Here is a 16,410-nt window from a genome sequence, read left to right on the forward strand (position 1 = left end):
CTCTCTTACATGTGGCTCTGGTGCGGGTCGCGATAGCGCTTGCTGTCGGCGTGCCAGGCGCGGTTGCCTCCCATCCAGGCCCACAGGCCTGCGAGGAAACGGCGTAGTTCCGGCGAGCCGAGCGCGGCCAGGGGCGCCGCTTCCCGCTCGAACCGGTGCACGAGTTCGTCGTGCACCTCGGCGGTGCGCAGCACGGCCTCGCGGCGCGAGCAGCGCTCCTCGACGGCCAGGACGGTCGGCAGGTTGAACTCCCTCCCGTTGGAGAGATCCTCGCGCGCCATCGAATACAGGTCGTTCACCATCTGGCTGGCCAGCGCCGCGGTGGTGACCACGCGGCGCACCGCGGGGTCGGTGTACTCGGCGGCCGGTAACTCGTAGCCGCCGACCACATCGGTCGGCGCCATGCACGGAAGGAAGCTGTGCGGTTGCCGATTGGCGAGGTACTCCCATACCGGCGGCATCCGCCCCGCCGCGCGCCAGCCCGCTTCCGCTCCGAGCGCGATGAACCAGCCCGCGATCTCGGTGCGCAGCCGGGCCAGTTGCACCGGGCGTGCGTAGCGTGCGAGGTGCTCGAAGGACGTGCGAAACGCGCGCAGGATCGGATCGGCTTCGAGAGCGGCCTCGAGTTGGGCGACGTAACGCGCGGGAAGATGGACCGGGTCCATGGCGGCGGCCGCCAATTCGAGCCGGGGACCCAACTCCGCCTCGGCGCTGGAGGGGGTGCCGTCCGGTGCCCGGTCGTCGGCATCCTCCTCGCAGTAATAGTCGTCCACGGACCATTCCGAGACCGCGCATTTCGCCGCCGCCAGCAGCCGGTCGGCATCGTCGCAGTCCGGGTGGGCGAGCATGATCAGCCGGCCGAAATCGGCGTCGCGCAACTCCTCCAGCCTGCCCTCGTACAACCCGATGTCCCTGGCCCAGTCGACGATGCCGGCGTTGACGGCCTCGGCGAGAGCAGGATCGTCACGCAGCGGCGGCGGGCAGTACAGCGGTGGAATCGGATCCTGCCGATCCCGGCGCACCGCGGCGGTGTCGGATCCGGTCGGTGCGCGTGGCACCCGCGCGGGACCGCCCGCGGCATCCGATCCGGTGCTCGGTTGCGTCCGCGTGCCCGTGCGAGGAGGCCCCGCGAGGCCGTGTATTCCGAGCAACGCCGACGACGGCGTGCCGAGCCCGGTGGGTCCGGTGGGAATGCGTGGCGCCGCGGGCAACGGCGTTCGTCCCGCCGCTGCCGCTGTGCCGTCGATGGCTGCTCCCGGTGTGCCTGCGCGCACAGCGGTGGGGGAGGTCGCCGCCACGGCGGGCGTCGGGACAGCGGCCGCACCGGTACGGGGGAGTAACAGCGCGGCGGCGCCAAGGCCGGACGGACCGAGCAGAGCGCGCGGTGTGACCCCCGCCTGTCCGGTCATCAACGAAATATCCGGCGAATCAACCGCTTTCGTCGACAACAGGTCGGCCGGAGCGGTCGTGCTGGTATCAGTGAGTAGCGCGACGACGGTGGCGGCCACCTCATCGGTGGCGTGCGCCGCCGCGGCGCGGGAGAGCACCGACATGCCCATCACCCCGGTCAGTCGGCTTGCCGGGCGACCGAGACGTTGTCGAGCACGCCGAGGGCGTCGGGCACCAGCACGGCCGCCGAGTAATAGCAGCTGATCAGGTAGGAGATGATCGACTGGTCGTCGATGCCCTTGAAGCGCACGTTGAGGCTCGGCTCGTATTCGTCCGGAATCCCGGTCTGGTGCAGGCCGATCACGCCCTGGTCCTTCTCGCCGGTGCGCATCGCCAGGATCGAGGTGGTCTGGGTGTCGCTGATCGGGATCTTGCCGCACGGGAAGATCGGTACGCCTCGCCACGCCGGAACACGGTGCCCGTCCACCTCGACCGGATCCGGGTAGAGCCCGCGCTTGGTGCATTCGCGTCCGAACGCGGCGATCGCCTTCGGATGGGCAAGAAACAATTTCGTGCTGCGGCGCATGCTGAGCAGTTCGTCGAAGTCGTCCGGAGTGGGCGCGCCGGTCTCGGTGTAGATGCGCTGCTTCAGATCGCAGTTGTGCAGCAGCCCGAAGTCGGTGTTGTTGACCAGGTCGTATTCGCGACGTTCGTAGAGCGCTTCGATGGTCAGGCGCAGCTGCTGCTCGACCTGATTCATCGGGTCGTTGAACAGGTCGGCGACTCGGGTATGCACCCGCAGCACGCTCTGCGCCAGGCTGAGTTCGTATTGGCGTGGGGCGGCGTCGTAATCGACGAACGTGCCTTCCAACAGCGGCTCGCCCGCGTGGCCGGAGGCGATCGCGATGTCCGCCTCGCCTTTGTTGTTCTGCGGATGGGTGGGTGCGGAAGCCACGCGAGAAAGTTGCTCGCGCAATGCCGAACTTCTGTCGATGAACTCTGTGAGCGATCGTCGCGGAAGGACCAACATGGTTGTTCGCGTGACCGTCTTGATGGTGACCGGCCAGATCGCCGAAGGTTCGGTCAATATCGTGTCGCCGAAGAAGTCGCCGCCGCCGAGGATCCCGAGCTTCGTCTGCTCGCCGTACTCACCCGACCCGATTTTGCTCAATTTGCCGTGCACGATCAGCAGAATTTGATCCATCGGATTGCCGAATTCCGCTACCACAATGCCCGGTTCGAGATCGCGCTGTTCGAAACGATCCGCGAGGGCGCGCAGCACGTCCTCGTCGTCGAATCCACGCAGCGCCGGAAGTTCTTGCAATTCCAGGGGAATGACGCGTGCGGTGGAGCCGTCGATGACGAATTCCACCTCGCCGTTGCCGACGGTGTGGGTGAGGCGGCGGTTCACTCGGTATACACCGCCGTTGACCTGCGTCCACGGCAGCGCGCGAGTGAGCCATCGCGAGCTGATGCCCTGCATCTGCGGTTCGGATTTCGTGGTGTGCGCGAGCAGGCCCGCCGTACTGGTGCTCAGGCTCCTGCGCACGTTGTTTTCCGTTTGGACTGGCATTTCAATGGTCATGCGTGGTCCTCACCTCGAGACGGCCACCGAGACGTGGTGACGGGTTTTGGAGCAGGGGATTCGAGATCGTCGATAGTTCAGAGTCGCCGGGTGTTCACATCAAACAGCAGCGGGCGTGCCCGCGGACAGCTCATCGATCGAAATTGCCTACGCGCCACAGCGTTCCAGACGTGATCGATGGTAGACGCCGAAAGCGGCTGTGCGCAGAAAAATTTCGAAGATCGTTCCGACGCGCGCCGGATGGTCACGACACGCGGTCGATTCCGGTAACGGCGGGTTGTGTCCCATGGTTCGGTCCGAATTGCGTTCTGGTAGCGTCGGATCAGCTATGGAAGCGTTCGACTGCCTCGTCACGAGCGGTGCCCGGCGCTCTCTCGATGTGGGCGAATCGGGCGGCTGGAGGGGCCACAGCGGCGATGCCGCCGCATCCGGCGATCGCGAGGGACGCCCTGCCCGCTTGGTGCCGACGGAATCCATGTCCGAGCCGGGGTGTGGGCGCCGGCGGGATACGGTCGAGTAGGTGACCCCTCGATCGATGTGCGCCCGTATTCCGGCGGGGCGCGAAAACGGTGGCGGGCGTCCGGGCGCACCGATGGTGCTGAACTACCCGGGTTGCCGGTGGCCGGGGCTGCCGCGATGGAATGTTTCCGCGTCGATACGTGACCGTCAGGGAGCCGACTGCGGCAACCTGGCATGTGACGTGTCACAGCGGACACATAATGGACAAGTGGTGTGGGAAGCTCGTCTGAACACGCCGCCGTGTGTGATGCGGGTCACGTTCTAGGGTAGGGCCAGGAGCGATGGTGAAGTTGAATGCGAAGGTTGTGGTGGGCTCGGTACAGCGGTTGATGGCGACCGCGCAGAACGGCCTGGAGGTCATCCGCTTCGGCGGACTGACCCCTGACGTCGCGTCCTCGCCGTTCGAAGTCGTGGAACGCAGACGCATGTACCGGCTGCGGCATTACTTCCCTGACGACACGACGCCTGGGCGCCCGGTGGCCGTGCTGGTCCCGCCGCTCATGGTGAACGCCGACATCTGGGATGTGAACGCCGAAGAGGGCGCCGTCGGGATTCTGCACCGCGGCGGCATCGACTGCTGGGTGGTGGACTTCGGCTCGCCCGCCAGCGAGGAGGGCGGCTGGCAGCGCGATCTCGCCGACCACGTGCTGGCCGTCAACAGCGCGATCGACACCGTCAACGAAGCCACCGGCAGCGGCGTGCACCTGATGGGCTACTCGCAGGGCGGCATGTTCGCCTACCAGACCGCCGCCTACCGGTACGGCAAGGGCGTGGACAGCATCGTGACCTTCGGCAGCCCGGTCGACATCGTCGCGGGCATGCCGTTCGGGCTGCCCTACGGCATGGTCTCCGACGTCGCGGACTTCCTGGCCGATCATGTGGTCACCCGGTTGCCGATCACCGACTCCATGGTGCGCATCGGCTTCCAGTTGCTCGATCCGGTGAAGACGGCCAAGTCGAGGATCGATTTCCTGCTTCAGCTGCACGACCGCGAGGCGTTGTTGCCGAAGGAGCGCCAGCGCCGATTCCTCAACAGTGAAGGCTGGGTCGGTTACGCGGGCCCGGCCGCGGCGGATCTGCTCAAGCAGTTCGTCGCGCACAACCGGCTGATGCTCGGCGGTTTCGTGATCCGCGATCACCCGATCTCGCTGGCCGAGCTGAAATGCCCGATCCTGGCGTTCGTCGGCGAGGTCGACGACATCGGACAGCCCGCCGCGGTGCGCGGCATCGTGCGGGCCGCGCCGAACGCGGAGGTCTACGAGGCGACATTGGTCGCGGGCCACTTCGGCCTGGTGGCCGGAAGCATGGCCAGCAAACACACCTGGCCGCTGGTGCGGCAGTGGGTGGAGTGGATGAACGGCGACAAGCCGCTGCCTCCTGAGATCGTGCCGATGACCGAGCACGTGCCCAGCAATCGCCCCCGCTCGGCGGCCACCCGGGTGGTGCACACCGCCGCGACGCTGGCCGAGGCGGGCACCGGCGTCGGCAAGGCCCTCGAAGGCATCGCCAACAGCACAGTGCGCGGATCGATCGAACTGGCGGGCGAGGCGGCCCGGGCTCTGCCCAGGCTGACCCGCCTCGGCATGATCCAGCCGCATACCCGGATATCGCTCGGCCGTTTGCTGACCGAGCAGACGCGCCGCGCGCCGCAGCGGGACCTCTTCCTGTTCGACGACCGCGTGCACACCAACGCGGCGGTCAACGAGCGCATCGACAACGTGGTGCGCGGCCTGATCTCGGTGGGCGTGCGCCCGGCCATGCGGGTCGGCGTGGTGATGGAGACCCGGCCCAGCGCGCTGGCCTCGGTCGCGGCGCTGTCGCGGCTGGGCGCGGTGGCGGTGCTGCTCGCCCCGCACAGCGACCTGCGCCGCGCGATCGAGCTCACCGGCGTCGAGACTCTGATCTCCGATCCGGAGAATCTGCGGCAGGCCGCCGAGACCGGCGCCAGGGTGCTGGTGCTCGGCGGTGGTAGCACGCGCGAGCTGGCGCTGCCCACGACCGACCGCCTGATCGACCTCGAGCAGATCGACCCGGCGCGGGTGCGGGTGCCCGCCTGGTACCGGCCGGACCCCGGCCTGGCGCGCGAGCTGGCGTTCGTGCTCGTCACCGGCACCGGTGATCGGCTGGAGACGAAGTACATCACCAACCACCGCTGGGCGCTGTCGGCGTTCGGCACCGCGACCACGGCCGATCTCAATCGCAGGGACACGGTGTACTGCCTTGCGCCGCTGCACCATTCGTCCGGGCTGCTGGTCAGTCTCGGCGGGGCGGTCGCGGGCGGTAGCCGGATCGCGCTGGCCCGGTCGCTGGACCCGGCGCGCTTCGCCGAGGAGGTGCACCGCTACGGCGTCACCGTGGTGACCTACACCTGGACCATGCTGCGCGACATCCTCGACGCGGAGGTTTTCCCGGACGGCCACAGCCACCCGATCCGTTTGTTCATCGGCTCCGGAATGCCCGCCGGACTGTGGCGGCGCACCGTGGAGCAATTCGAGCCCGCCCGCGTGCTCGAGTACTACGCGTCGATCGAGGGTGACGTGGTGCTGGCCAACGTGGCCGGGGTGAAACGCGGATGCAAGGGCAGGCCGGTTCCCGGCACCGCGAAGGTGGAACTGGTCGCCTACGACCCGCTCACCGAACGCATCCTGGTCGACGGATCCGGCTACGCCCGCCGTTGCGCGGACAACGAGGTGGGTCTGCTGATCGGCAAGGCGTCCGACGGCGTCGACATCTCCGCGGGCGGCCTGCGCGGGGTCTTCACGGCGGGCGACTCCTGGATGCCGACGGAGAATCTGTTCCGCCGCGACAGCGACGGCGACTACTGGCTGATGGACCGCACGGACACGGTGATCCACACGCGGCGCGGGCCGGTCTTCGGTCAGCCGATCGTCGACGTGCTCAACGACATCACCGCCGTGGACATGGAAGTCACCTACGGACTCAATGTCGACGACCATTGCATCGCGGTGGCCGCGGTGAGCGTGCGCGAGGGTTTCCACCTGGACCCGAAGGATGTCACCGAGGCGTTGCGGGTGCTGGACCCGGACCAGCGGCCCGACCTGGTGTACGTGGTGGACGACATCCCGCGCAGCCCGTCGTTCCGTCCGTCCGCCCGCGCCGTGCAGGAGGCAGGCAGGCCGGAGCCGGGACCGGATACCTGGTGGTACAACCGGGCATCGGACGCCTACGAGATCCTCACCGACGACCAAGCGCGCGCGCTGCTCGGTGACTGAAGCGATACATATTGCCGAAGAGCCGGATTCATCGACCGATGGCATAGTGAGTGCCTGTGGGAACGAGCCTCATTTACCGTAACGGGACCGTCTACGAGGTCCTGATGCGCGGGTTGTACGGCAAGCACTACACGGCTCGGTATCGCGCTATCGCGGAGCTCGTCCCGGAAGGGGCGAGCGTGGTCGATCTGTGCTGCGGACCCGCGACGCTCTACACCCGCTACTTGCGCCACAAGTCGGTCGACTACACCGGGCTCGATCTGAACGAGCGCTTCGTCGCGCGCGTGAACGAAGCGGGCGGGCGGGGCAAGGTGTGGAATTTGCATTCCGGCGACGCGCTGCCCACGGCCGATTACGTCATCATGCAGGCCAGCCTCTACCACTTCCTGCCCGAGCCGCGCCCGCTGCTCGATCGGATGCTCGCTGCGGCCACCGACCGGGTGATCGTCGCCGAACCGGTCCGCAACCTGGCCACCAGCGACAATCCGGTCCTCGCCACGATCGGCAAGCGGTTCACCGACGCGGGCGACGGCGAGCAGGCGCACCGCTTCACCGAACGGACGCTGGACGAATTCTTCACGGCGTACGGCCCGCGAGTGGCGCGGCAGTCCCTCATCGCGGGCGGGCGGGAGAAGCTCTACATACTCACCGCGTGAGCCGGCGTGCCAGCCGGCTCACACGGTGAACGCGGTGACCGCGTCCACGACGCGGGCCACCTGCGCGTCGGTGAGATCCGGCCAGAGCGGCAGACGCACGACGGTTCCGGAGAACTCCGCGCTGCGGGCGCAGGCCCGCGGCGTGCGGCCGAGCTTGAACCCGGCCGGGCTGGAATCCAATGGGATGTAGTGGAACGGCGCGGAGATACCCCGTGCCGCGAGGTGCGCGATCAGGTCGTCGCGGCGGCGCTCGTTCGGGGTCCGCAGGTAGTACAGATGCGCAGTGTGCCCGCGATCGGCGGGCACGGACATCAGACGGACGTCGTTGCGCTCCGCCCAATCCGGCAGGGCGGCGGCGTAGGCGTCCCACACCCGGTGGCGTCCGGCCTGGATGGTGTCGAACTCGTCCAACTGCGCGTCGAGCACGGCCGCGTTCAGCTCGCTGGGCAAGTAGCTGGAGCCGATGTCCTGCCAGGAGTACTTGTCCACGGCGCCGCGCAGGAACCGGGCACGGTCGGTGCCCTTCTCCCGGATGATCTCGGCGCGCGCCATCAGGATCTCGTCGGTGAGCAGCAGCGCGCCGCCCTCGCCGCAGTGCACGTTCTTGGTGTCGTGGAAGCTCAGCGTGCCCATCGTGCCGATGGTGCCGAGCTTCCGGTCACGCCAGGTGCCGCCGAGTCCGTGCGCGTTGTCCTCCACGACGGCGAAGCCGTGCGTGTTCGCCAGGTCGAGCAGTCCGGCCATGTCGGCGGCGACGCCACCGTAATGGATGACCACCACGGCCTTCGTCCGCTCGGTGACCACGGCCGCCACCGACTCCGGATCCAGATTCCCGGTGGCCGGATCGATGTCGGCGAAGACGCATGTGGCCCCACGCAGCGCCATCGAGGTGGCGGTGGAGGTGAAGGCGAAGCTGGGCACGATCACTTCGTCGTCGGGCCCCAACTCCAGCAGCAGGCCCGCCATTTCCAGCGCGGATGTGCAGGAGGTGGTGAGCAGGGCGTGCGGCGCGCCCGTGATCGCCTTCAGTTTCTCGGTGGCCGACGCGGTGAACTGTCCGTCGCCGTGGCTGTGGTCGGAGGCCAGGACGGCCTCCAGATTCGCTAATTCCCGGCGCGCCCGGTACGGACGGCTGAAGATGACGCGTTCAGTGCTCAACCCGGTCGGTCCCCCTGCTGGCGGTGGTCGCGGTCATTTCCGAAGTGTCCGCCGGACGCGGTGTCGGCGTCTCGACGGTCAGATAGAGCGGTTTGCCCACCAGGATGTGCAGCGCCACGCCCAGGTACTCGGCGATGAGTCCGAGTGAGAACAGGATGGCGCCGGAGCACAGCAGCAGCACCACGATGGTGGATGCCCAGCCTTCCGGCGCCCAGCCGTCGGTGGTCAGCGCTTCGATCACGACGACCGCGGCCATCACGCCGCCGGCCAGCGCCAGGGTGACGCCGAGCAGGCTGACCAGCCGCAACCCGCGGGTCCCGCTGCACAGCACCATTTTCCAGAACAGCGAGAACAGGCGGCGGTAGTTGTAGCCGGACTCCTCCCTGCCCTCGGCGCGCAGCACCACCGGCGCCTGCGCGACGGCGCCGACCACCCAGGTCAGCGCGACGTCCAGGTAGACGCCGTTGGACGCGACCTCGGCCAGTTGCCTGCCGATGTCCCCGCGGATCAGCCGGTAGCTTTCGAACCGGGTGGAATCCGGGAACGCGAACAGCGTCGCGAGCACCAGCTTGGCTCCGCGCGAGGTCAGATTGCGCAGGAAGCCGTGCGGCCTGGTGTTGCTCGGCTTGGAGTAGACCAGATCGGCGCGCTGCGCCAGCGCCGTGTCCAGGAACGTGCTGATGAAGCGGGGATCGTGCTGGCCGTCCTCGTCCATGGTGACGATCCAGTCACCGGCCGCGGCCGACATCCCGGCGATCGTCGCGGCGTCCTGGCCGAAGTTGCGGCTGAGCCAGACGGTGCGCACGGTCGGATAGGTCCGTTGCAGTTCTTGCAGCACCACGTCGGAGCGGTCCGGGCCGTGGTCGTGCACCAGGATGATCTCGGAGACGACGAACGGGGTGCCGCCGGGAGTCTCTGTGGTGCGCGTGAGATCGTGCAGTTCGGCGACCAGACCGGCGATCGTGTCCTCGCCCCGGTACACCGGCACGACCACCGACACCGTGTGCGGCCGGTCCACGCCGGGCCGTGCCGGGTCGCCGTTCGTCGCGGGGGCGCCGGAACGGAGTGTGCGGGCGGGTGGGATCGGCATCAGCTGGATCGACTTTCGATGACGGTGCGTGCCGGTACTCGTGGCAGAACTGCGGAGCCCGAACCGGTGTGGACTCTAGCACGGTGCGCCGGGTAGCCAGCGGAGCAGCTGATCATGCCCTTATCTTGGTGGCGTCCGCGACCGATGCCAAGCCGGGAGCCGCCCTGTAGGGTTTGGAACTCGTGACGGACAGTGCAGTGCTCGACTCGCCGCCGGACGCGTATTCGCGGCGAGATGTCTACCGGTGGGGGGTCATCACCGCGCTCGGAGTGGTCGCGGGTTACCTCGCTGTCCTGCTCGCCAACGCCCGGCATTTCTTCACCGACGACACCGAGTCCCAGTACACCTCGTTGTGGGTCGGCCTCGGTCGTGCGCTGCGCGCAGGCGATTTTCCGGTCATGGTGCCCGAGCACTGGATGGCGGGCAACAACACCATGGACGACGCGGGCCTGTTCAACCCGCCGCAACTGCTGATCGATCTGATCGCGCCCTCGGTGGACAACGTCGCGCTGTACGCCACCGTCGTGAAGCTGATCTTCTCGATCATCGCCGCGCTCGGCGTGTACCGCGTCTGCCTCGTCTACGGTGGGCGGCCCGCCTGGTCGGCGGTGGCGGGTATCGCGCTGCCGCTGTCGGGCTTCTTCCTGTTCTTCGACGAAGCCAGCTGGATGACCGCGCTCACCGGCACCGCGTGGATGGTGCACGCCTGGGCGGCCTCGGTCCGCTACACGCGCGGTCGAGGCGGGCCCGTTCCGGTTTTCGTCTACCTGTACCTGACCATCTCGACGCAGTACATCTTCCCCGCGGTCGAAGCGGTGCTGATGCTGCTGGCCGTGGCCGTGGGCGAACTCGTGTACCAGCGCAAGTGGCAGCCGGTGCTGCGGCTGACGCTGGCGGCGGGCTGCGCCGGGCTCGCGGGCCTGCTGACCTTCCTGCCGAGCATGCTGTCGGCCAAGGTGACCTGGCGTGGCACCGCGCAGATCAACAACGACCAGTTCCTGACGGTGCCGTGGTCGGAGTCGCTGAACGCCAGCCTGCCCAGTTCGATGCCCGCCTTCACGTCGTGGTGGGGTTACGTGCAGCCGCTGCCGGTCACCTACATCGCCTGGTTCCTGATCCCCGCCCTGGCGTTCGTCGACTGGCGGCGAGCCAAGGAGGCGTGGCGGGAGCTGAGCGCGATCGCGATCTTCGCGATCATGATGCTGATGTGGACCGCGGGCCCCGGTTCCATCGGGCCGCTGCGCTGGCCCGCACGCGTGCTGCCGATGCTGGCCATCGGGCTGCTCGTCCTGGTGTGTGTGCTGCTGGGGCGTTTCGGGACGTTCCGCGATCCGAAGAACCGCGGCATCGCGGCGGGCGTGCTGATCCTGCTGCTGTGGGTGCGCTCCTTCTCCGCCGACCCGCACGACGCGATCTGGCACGTCATCGCGGCCCTGGCGCTGGCGGCGCTGGTGGCGGCGGTGGTGTGGCTCGGGCGCACCAAGGGCACCGCGGCGGCATGCGCCCTGACCATCGTCGCGATGTTCCCGATCGCCTATTTCCAGGTCGATGCCGCGCAACCCACGCCGATGTCGTGGAATCTGCCCACGAAGCGCTCGGAGGCGATGGCCGCGTTCCCGGACTTCGCGGGCAACACCATCCAGCTGGGCGACCGCGGACTGCTGCAGCCGCAGGACAAGAGCATCGAGGCGGCCTACGGCTCGCTCGTCTTCGGTAACTACGCCCGCGGTCTCGAGTTGAACTACGTCAACGGGTACACCCCCAGCGGCCATTTCTACTTCGGTGAGCTGCTGTGCATGCGCTGGGACGGCAGTGTCTGCCCGGACGCCTACCGGCGCATGTTCGCGCCGGAGCCGACCACCGGGCGGCCGTTGGTCGATCTGATGAACCTGGACCGCGTGGTGGTGCAGCGGGCGCTGTTCCCGGACGCGCCCGGCCTGCCCGCACCCGAGGGCTGGACGTGGGTCGAGTATCCCGGGCACGAGCGCTACATCGGGGTGCTGGAACGCGTCGGCGGACCCATCTCGACGACGAACGGCCGCGTGACGGCGGCCCAGAAGGCGACCGCGACGTCGATCTCCGAGACCGACACCACCAGCCGGGTGCGGGTGTCCTCGGCCCAAGGCGGCCGGGTCGTGTTCGCTCGGCTGGGCTGGCCGGGGTACCGAGTCACATTGAACGGCAAGTCGCTTCCGATCACGACGGTCGCCAAGTCCTTCATCGCCGTCGATGTTCCCGCGGGCACCCAGGACGCCGAACTGGTGCTGACCTGGCGTCCGCCCGGCTGGAAGATCGGCATCGCCGCCGCGGTGGCGGGTGTGCTCGGCATCGGCGTGCTGCAGTGGCTGTACGTCCGGTCCCGGCGCCGCGCGGAGCCGGAGGCGAGCGCCGCCGCCGAGCCCGCCGAACCGGATCGCGAGTTGGCGGACGTCGTTTCGTGACGACGAACCCGCCTCCGGTCGCCGTGGGCGCCGACGCGGTGGGCGACGGGCCCGCGGCCGGACTCCTGATGCGGGTGGTCCGGCGGCAGGAGGTCGCCTTCGCGCTGGTCGGCGCGTGCAACACCCTGCTCGGGATCGCGCTGACCGTGGTGTGGCTGGCGGTGCTGGGTGACGCGTGGCCGCCCGCCGTGGCGGTCGTGCTGGCCTACGCCGTTGGCATCGTCGTCGCTTTCGTCCTGCACCGGACGCTCGTGTTCCGGGTGCGCGGCCGGGTGCTGCGCGATTTCGCTGGCTTCGTCGTGGTGAATTCCGGTGGGCTGCTGATGAACACGGTGCTGCTGTCGCTGGCGGTCTCGGTGCTGCACCTGCCGCGGATTCCGTCGGCCGTCGTGGTGATGGGCCTGGTCGCCGTCGTCAGCTTCTTCGGCCATCGCTACATTTCGTTCCGCCGCAAGCCGGAGGCGCGGACCGAGAACGCGAGCGGATGACGCGTCACCGAATGGCATCCCGGTACTGGCTTGCCGGAGCGGCACCGCGGTGACGGTAGGGTCTGGAACTCGTGGCCGAACGTAGCACCTTTCCTTCGCGCGAAGTCTGCACATGGGGCGTCATCACGGCGCTCGGGGTCGTCGCGGGATACGGTGCCGTGCTACTCGCCAACGTCCGGCATTTCTATACCGACGACACCGAATCGCAGTACGCGCCGCTGTGGGTGATGCTCGGCCGGTACCTGCGCGAGGGACGATTGCCCGGGATGATCCCCGAGCACTGGATGGCGGGCAACTACACCATCGAAGAGGCCGGGCTGCTCAATCCGCCGCAATTGCTGATCGATCTGATCGCGCCCTCGGTCGACAACCTCGCGCTGTACGCCACCGTGGTGAAACTGATCTTCGCGATCATCCTGGCGCTCGGTGTGTACCGGATCTGCCTGGCCTACGGAGCGAAGGCGCCGTGGGCAGCGGTCGCGGGGGCCGCCATTCCGTTCACCGGATGGCTGCTGTTCTTCGACGAGTCCAGCTGGATGACCGCGTTCACCGGCACCGCCTGGATGGCTCACGCCTGGGCCTCCGGCGTGCGCTACGCCCGCGGGCGCAGCGGGCCGATTCCCGCCTTCGTCTTCTTGTATCTGGCCATCTCGGTGCAGTACATCTTCCCGGCGGTCGAGGCCGGGCTGATGGTGCTCGCGGTCGCGATCGGCGAACTCGTGTACCAGAAGGCGTGGCGTCCGTCGGTGCGTCTGCTCACCGTCGCCGCCGGTGCGGCGCTGGCCGGACTGGCCACCTACCTGCCGAGCATGCTGTCGGCGAAGGTGACCTGGCGCGGCACCGCGCAGATCAACAACGACCAGTTCCTCACGGTGCCCTGGTCGGAGTCGCTGAACGCCAGCCTGCCAAGCACGCTGCCCGCGTTCAGTTCCTGGTGGGGCTACGTGCAGCCGATGCCGGTGGTCTACATCGCGTGGTTCCTGATTCCCGCGCTGGCCTTCGTCGACTGGCGCAAGGCGCTCGGAGCGGCGCGTGAGCTCGTCGCGCCCGGGCTGTTCGCGGTGATGGCGCTGATGTGGACGGCCGGTCCCGGCGCGGTCGGACCGTTGCGCTGGCCCGCGCGGGTGTTGCCGATGATCGCGCTCGGCCTGCTGGTTCTGGTGTGCGTGCTGCTCGGCCGTTTCGCGACCGTGCAGGACTGGCGGCGGCGTGGCATAGCGGCCGCGGTGCTGATCGGCCTGCTGTGGGTGCGCACTTTCTCGGCCGCGCCGCACGAGGTGATCCGGCACGTCGTCGCGGCGCTCGGGGTGGCCGCGCTCGGAGCCGTCGCGGTATGGCTCGGGCGCAGCCGGGGCGTGGCCGCCGCGTGCGCGCTGATCGTCGTTTCGGTCTTCCCCATCGCGTACCTCCAGGTGCGGGACGCGCAACCGACGCCGATGGGCTGGAATCTGCCGGAGAACCGCTCGGAGATGAAAGCCGCGTTTCCCGACTTCCCCGGCACCACATTGCAACTCGGCGACCGCATGCTCATCCCGCCGCAGGAACGGAATCTGCCCGGCGCGTACGGATCGCTGGTATTCGGCAACTACGCCAAAGACCTCGAGCTGACCTACGTCAGCGGATACACCCCCAACGGGCACTACTGGTTCGGCGAGACGTTGTGCATGCGCTGGGACACCAGCGTCTGTCCCGATGCCTACCGGCGCGCGTTCGCGACCGAGCCGACCACCGGCCGGACCATCGTCGACCTGATGAAGGTCGACCGGGTGGTACTGCATCGCGCTCTGTACCCGGACGCGCGCGACCAGCCCGCGCCGCCCGGCTGGCGCTGGGTCGACTACCCCGGGCACGAGAAGTACATCTCGGTGCTGGAGCGCACCGACGGCTCGATCTCGGCGCGGGACGGCCGGATCGCTGCCACCCAGGGCGTGACGGCCACCTCGGTCGGGGAGTCGGACACGGCCAGCCGGGTGCGGGTGAGTTCCCCGGAGGGCGGCCGAATCGTCTTCGCGCGGCTCGGCTGGCCCGGTTACCGGGTGACGCTGGACGGCCGCGCGATTCCCTCCACGCTGGTGGCGAAAACTTTTGTCGCCGTGGATCTTCCGGCTGGCAGCTCCGGTGATCTGGTGGTGTCGTGGCAGCCGCCGGGCTGGCGGATCGGCGTCGCCGCGGCACTGCTCGGCCTGCTCATTGTCGGCCTGTCGCAGTGGGTGTATCTGCGTGGCAGGCGGCGGCTCGACGGAGGTTCCGGTGCGGAGCCGTCCCCGCTCGACGCGGCCGTGACGCCGGAAACTCACCTGGCCGACGCCGCCCGATGAGCGCGGATGCGGCGGACGACGTCGATGCGCCGGCATCGGACGCGCGGCGCTTCGATGCCGCGGGTGCCACGGCCGAGACGAGTTCCGGGGCCCAGGGCGCGGACCCGGGTCCGCTGCTGCGCCTGGTGCGTCGGCAAGAGATCGCGTTCGCCATCGTCGGCATGGTGAACACGGGCCTCGGCATGGCGCTGACGGTGCTGTGGCTGGCGGTACTCGGCGACCGGGCGCCCGCCGCGCTCGCGCCCGCCCTGGCCTACTCGATCAGCGTGTTCGTGGCGTTCGTCCTGCACCGGACCCTGGTGTTCCGGGTGCGCGGGCGCACGGTGCGGGATTTCGTCGCGTTCGTCGCGGTGAACTCCGGCGGACTGGTGCTGAACATGGTGCTGCTCCAATTGGGCGTCTCGGTGCTGCACTTGCCGAGCATTCCGTCGGCGGTCGCGGTGATGGCGCTGGTGGCGGGCGCCAGCTTCTTCGGTCATCGCCACATCTCGTTCCGCCGGACGCCCGCCCCCGATGCGGACGGTTCTCGTTCCGGCCCGGCCGGAAGGTAGGTTCCTGATATGCCTGAGCACACCACCCTGGACGCCACACTGCTGAGCCTGCTGGCCTGCCCGCAGGACAAGGGCCCGCTGCGGCTGGTCCGCGCCGCCGACGACAGCGCGTTGCTCTACAACCCGCGCCTGCGCCGGGCATACCCGATCGAGAACGGCATCCCGGTGCTGCTCGTCGACGAAGCCAGGGACGTCACCGACGCCGAGCACGAAGCGTTCACCGCTCAGGGCCACGCCTGACCCTCCGCGCGGCCGTCCTCTTTCTCTCACGACTCGCCCACTGCGCGGCAACGGATGCGTCACGGTCGTTTTGCGTCCATTGACCGTTCGAAGCCGGCTCCGCCATGATCATTTGCACTTCGAGACGGTCATCTCGCTCCAGCACAGGGGCGTTGCGACCGACCTGATCAGCGCACAGGTGGCGTATGAGAGAGAGGTCGGGAACGTCATGAGCGATTCGCGTTTACGTAATTGGACGGCTCGATGCGCGATGGCCTGCGCAGTCGCGGCGGCGGGATTCGCCATGGCGACGCCCGCGCAGGCCGAGCCACTGTGGCCGGGTGGCCCGGACATCCCCGGTTTGCCCGCGCTCATTCCACCTCCGCCGCCCCCGCCGGCCGTGGCGCCGTGTTCCACTGCGGCCCGTGCGTGCATGCGGCTGTCCACCAATGAGGCGTGGCTGATGGACGACGGCAAGGTGGTCTACGGCCCGACGCCGATTTCGCACGGCATGCCGGGATACGAGACGCCGCCCGGCGTCTTCCACGTCTCGTTCAAGAAGGAGTTCCACTGGAGCACCATGCACAACGCTCCGATGGAGTACGCGACCTTCTTCAACGGCGATATCGCCTTCCATGTCGGTCCGATCGAGAAGAAGTCGCACGGCTGCGTCCGGATGACCTACGAGGGGGCCAAGGCGTTCTACGAGTACCTGTGGCCCGGTGACGTCGTCGAAGTCGTGGAGTGACGGCCCCGGCGTCCC

12 protein-coding genes are annotated in these 16,410 nt (G+C 68.5%); 8 read left to right on the forward strand and 4 right to left on the reverse strand.

The annotated features are described in order from the left end of the window. Positions 1-5 precede the first annotated feature (5 nt). Positions 6-1,553 carry a family 2 encapsulin nanocompartment cargo protein terpene cyclase gene (locus ACWEO7_RS10510; RefSeq protein WP_452422498.1) on the reverse strand — a complete coding sequence of 516 codons (1,548 nt, stop codon included), beginning with the start codon at positions 1,551-1,553 and terminating at the stop codon, positions 6-8. Positions 1,554-1,567: 14 nt separating this feature from the next. Then, positions 1,568-2,974 carry a family 2B encapsulin nanocompartment shell protein gene (locus ACWEO7_RS10515; protein WP_452422500.1) on the reverse strand — a complete coding sequence of 469 codons (1,407 nt, stop codon included), beginning with the start codon at positions 2,972-2,974 and terminating at the stop codon, positions 1,568-1,570. A gap of 800 nt (positions 2,975-3,774) precedes the next feature. Between ACWEO7_RS10515 and ACWEO7_RS10520 the strand changes: the two genes are divergently transcribed. After that, the gene (locus ACWEO7_RS10520) at positions 3,775-6,726 is read left to right on the forward strand and encodes an acyl-CoA synthetase (protein ID WP_452422502.1); all 2,952 of its coding nucleotides are present in this window, start codon (positions 3,775-3,777) and stop codon (positions 6,724-6,726) included. A 56-nt stretch (positions 6,727-6,782) separates the two neighbouring features. Next, entirely contained in the window at positions 6,783-7,382 is a 600-nt protein-coding gene (locus ACWEO7_RS10525) for a class I SAM-dependent methyltransferase (RefSeq protein ID WP_355080806.1), read from the forward strand. A gap of 18 nt (positions 7,383-7,400) precedes the next feature. Here the strand turns inward: ACWEO7_RS10525 and rffA are convergent, their stop codons facing one another. Together rffA and ACWEO7_RS10535 are read right to left on the reverse strand one after the other, a co-directional pair. Beyond that, on the reverse strand, positions 7,401-8,540 hold the full coding sequence (gene rffA, locus ACWEO7_RS10530; protein ID WP_452422503.1) for a dTDP-4-amino-4,6-dideoxygalactose transaminase: 1,140 nt from the start codon (positions 8,538-8,540) through the stop codon (positions 7,401-7,403). Then, positions 8,530-9,630 carry a glycosyltransferase family 2 protein gene (locus ACWEO7_RS10535; RefSeq protein ID WP_355080809.1) on the reverse strand — a complete coding sequence of 367 codons (1,101 nt, stop codon included), beginning with the start codon at positions 9,628-9,630 and terminating at the stop codon, positions 8,530-8,532. Before ACWEO7_RS10535 ends, rffA begins: the two co-directional genes overlap by 11 nt. A 269-nt stretch (positions 9,631-9,899) precedes the next feature. On the opposite strand from ACWEO7_RS10535, the gene ACWEO7_RS10540 reads away from it, so the two are divergent. The 6 genes from ACWEO7_RS10540 to ACWEO7_RS10565 all read left to right on the forward strand — a co-directional run bounded on the left by ACWEO7_RS10540 (position 9,900) and on the right by ACWEO7_RS10565 (position 16,395). Continuing rightward, on the forward strand, positions 9,900-12,071 hold the full coding sequence (locus tag ACWEO7_RS10540; protein WP_452422539.1) for a hypothetical protein: 2,172 nt from the start codon (positions 9,900-9,902) through the stop codon (positions 12,069-12,071). Then, positions 12,068-12,559 carry a GtrA family protein gene (locus ACWEO7_RS10545; RefSeq protein ID WP_452422505.1) on the forward strand — a complete coding sequence of 164 codons (492 nt, stop codon included), beginning with the start codon at positions 12,068-12,070 and terminating at the stop codon, positions 12,557-12,559. Before ACWEO7_RS10540 ends, ACWEO7_RS10545 begins: the two co-directional genes overlap by 4 nt. Before the next feature lie 71 nt (positions 12,560-12,630). Beyond that, positions 12,631-14,877 carry a hypothetical protein gene (locus ACWEO7_RS10550; RefSeq protein ID WP_452422507.1) on the forward strand — a complete coding sequence of 749 codons (2,247 nt, stop codon included), beginning with the start codon at positions 12,631-12,633 and terminating at the stop codon, positions 14,875-14,877. After that, positions 14,874-15,428, forward strand: a complete 555-nt coding sequence (locus ACWEO7_RS10555) for a GtrA family protein (protein ID WP_452422509.1) — start codon at positions 14,874-14,876, stop codon at positions 15,426-15,428. Before ACWEO7_RS10550 ends, ACWEO7_RS10555 begins: the two co-directional genes overlap by 4 nt. Before the next feature lie 9 nt (positions 15,429-15,437). Then, positions 15,438-15,668 carry a Trm112 family protein gene (locus ACWEO7_RS10560; RefSeq protein WP_452422511.1) on the forward strand — a complete coding sequence of 77 codons (231 nt, stop codon included), beginning with the start codon at positions 15,438-15,440 and terminating at the stop codon, positions 15,666-15,668. Positions 15,669-15,876: 208 nt separating this feature from the next. After that, positions 15,877-16,395, forward strand: a complete 519-nt coding sequence (locus ACWEO7_RS10565) for a L,D-transpeptidase (RefSeq protein WP_355080817.1) — start codon at positions 15,877-15,879, stop codon at positions 16,393-16,395. Positions 16,396-16,410 lie beyond the last annotated feature (15 nt).

It is taken from the genome of Nocardia sp. NPDC004260 (assembly GCF_053603155.1).

Excerpts from the sequence above, each read along its gene's own strand:
- ACWEO7_RS10535 (WP_355080809.1), bottom strand. The coding sequence starts at position 9,630 with ATGCCGATCCCACCCGCCCGCACACTCCGTTCCGGCGCCCCCGCGACG.
- ACWEO7_RS10565 (WP_355080817.1), top strand. The coding sequence starts at position 15,877 with ATGAGCGATTCGCGTTTACGTAATTGGACGGCTCGATGCGCGATGGCC.
- ACWEO7_RS10560 (WP_452422511.1), top strand. The coding sequence starts at position 15,438 with ATGCCTGAGCACACCACCCTGGACGCCACACTGCTGAGCCTGCTGGCC.
- ACWEO7_RS10510 (WP_452422498.1), bottom strand. The coding sequence starts at position 1,553 with ATGTCGGTGCTCTCCCGCGCCGCGGCGGCGCACGCCACCGATGAGGTG.
- ACWEO7_RS10555 (WP_452422509.1), top strand. The coding sequence starts at position 14,874 with ATGAGCGCGGATGCGGCGGACGACGTCGATGCGCCGGCATCGGACGCG.
- ACWEO7_RS10515 (WP_452422500.1), bottom strand. The coding sequence starts at position 2,974 with ATGACCATTGAAATGCCAGTCCAAACGGAAAACAACGTGCGCAGGAGC.
- ACWEO7_RS10520 (WP_452422502.1), top strand. The coding sequence starts at position 3,775 with ATGGTGAAGTTGAATGCGAAGGTTGTGGTGGGCTCGGTACAGCGGTTG.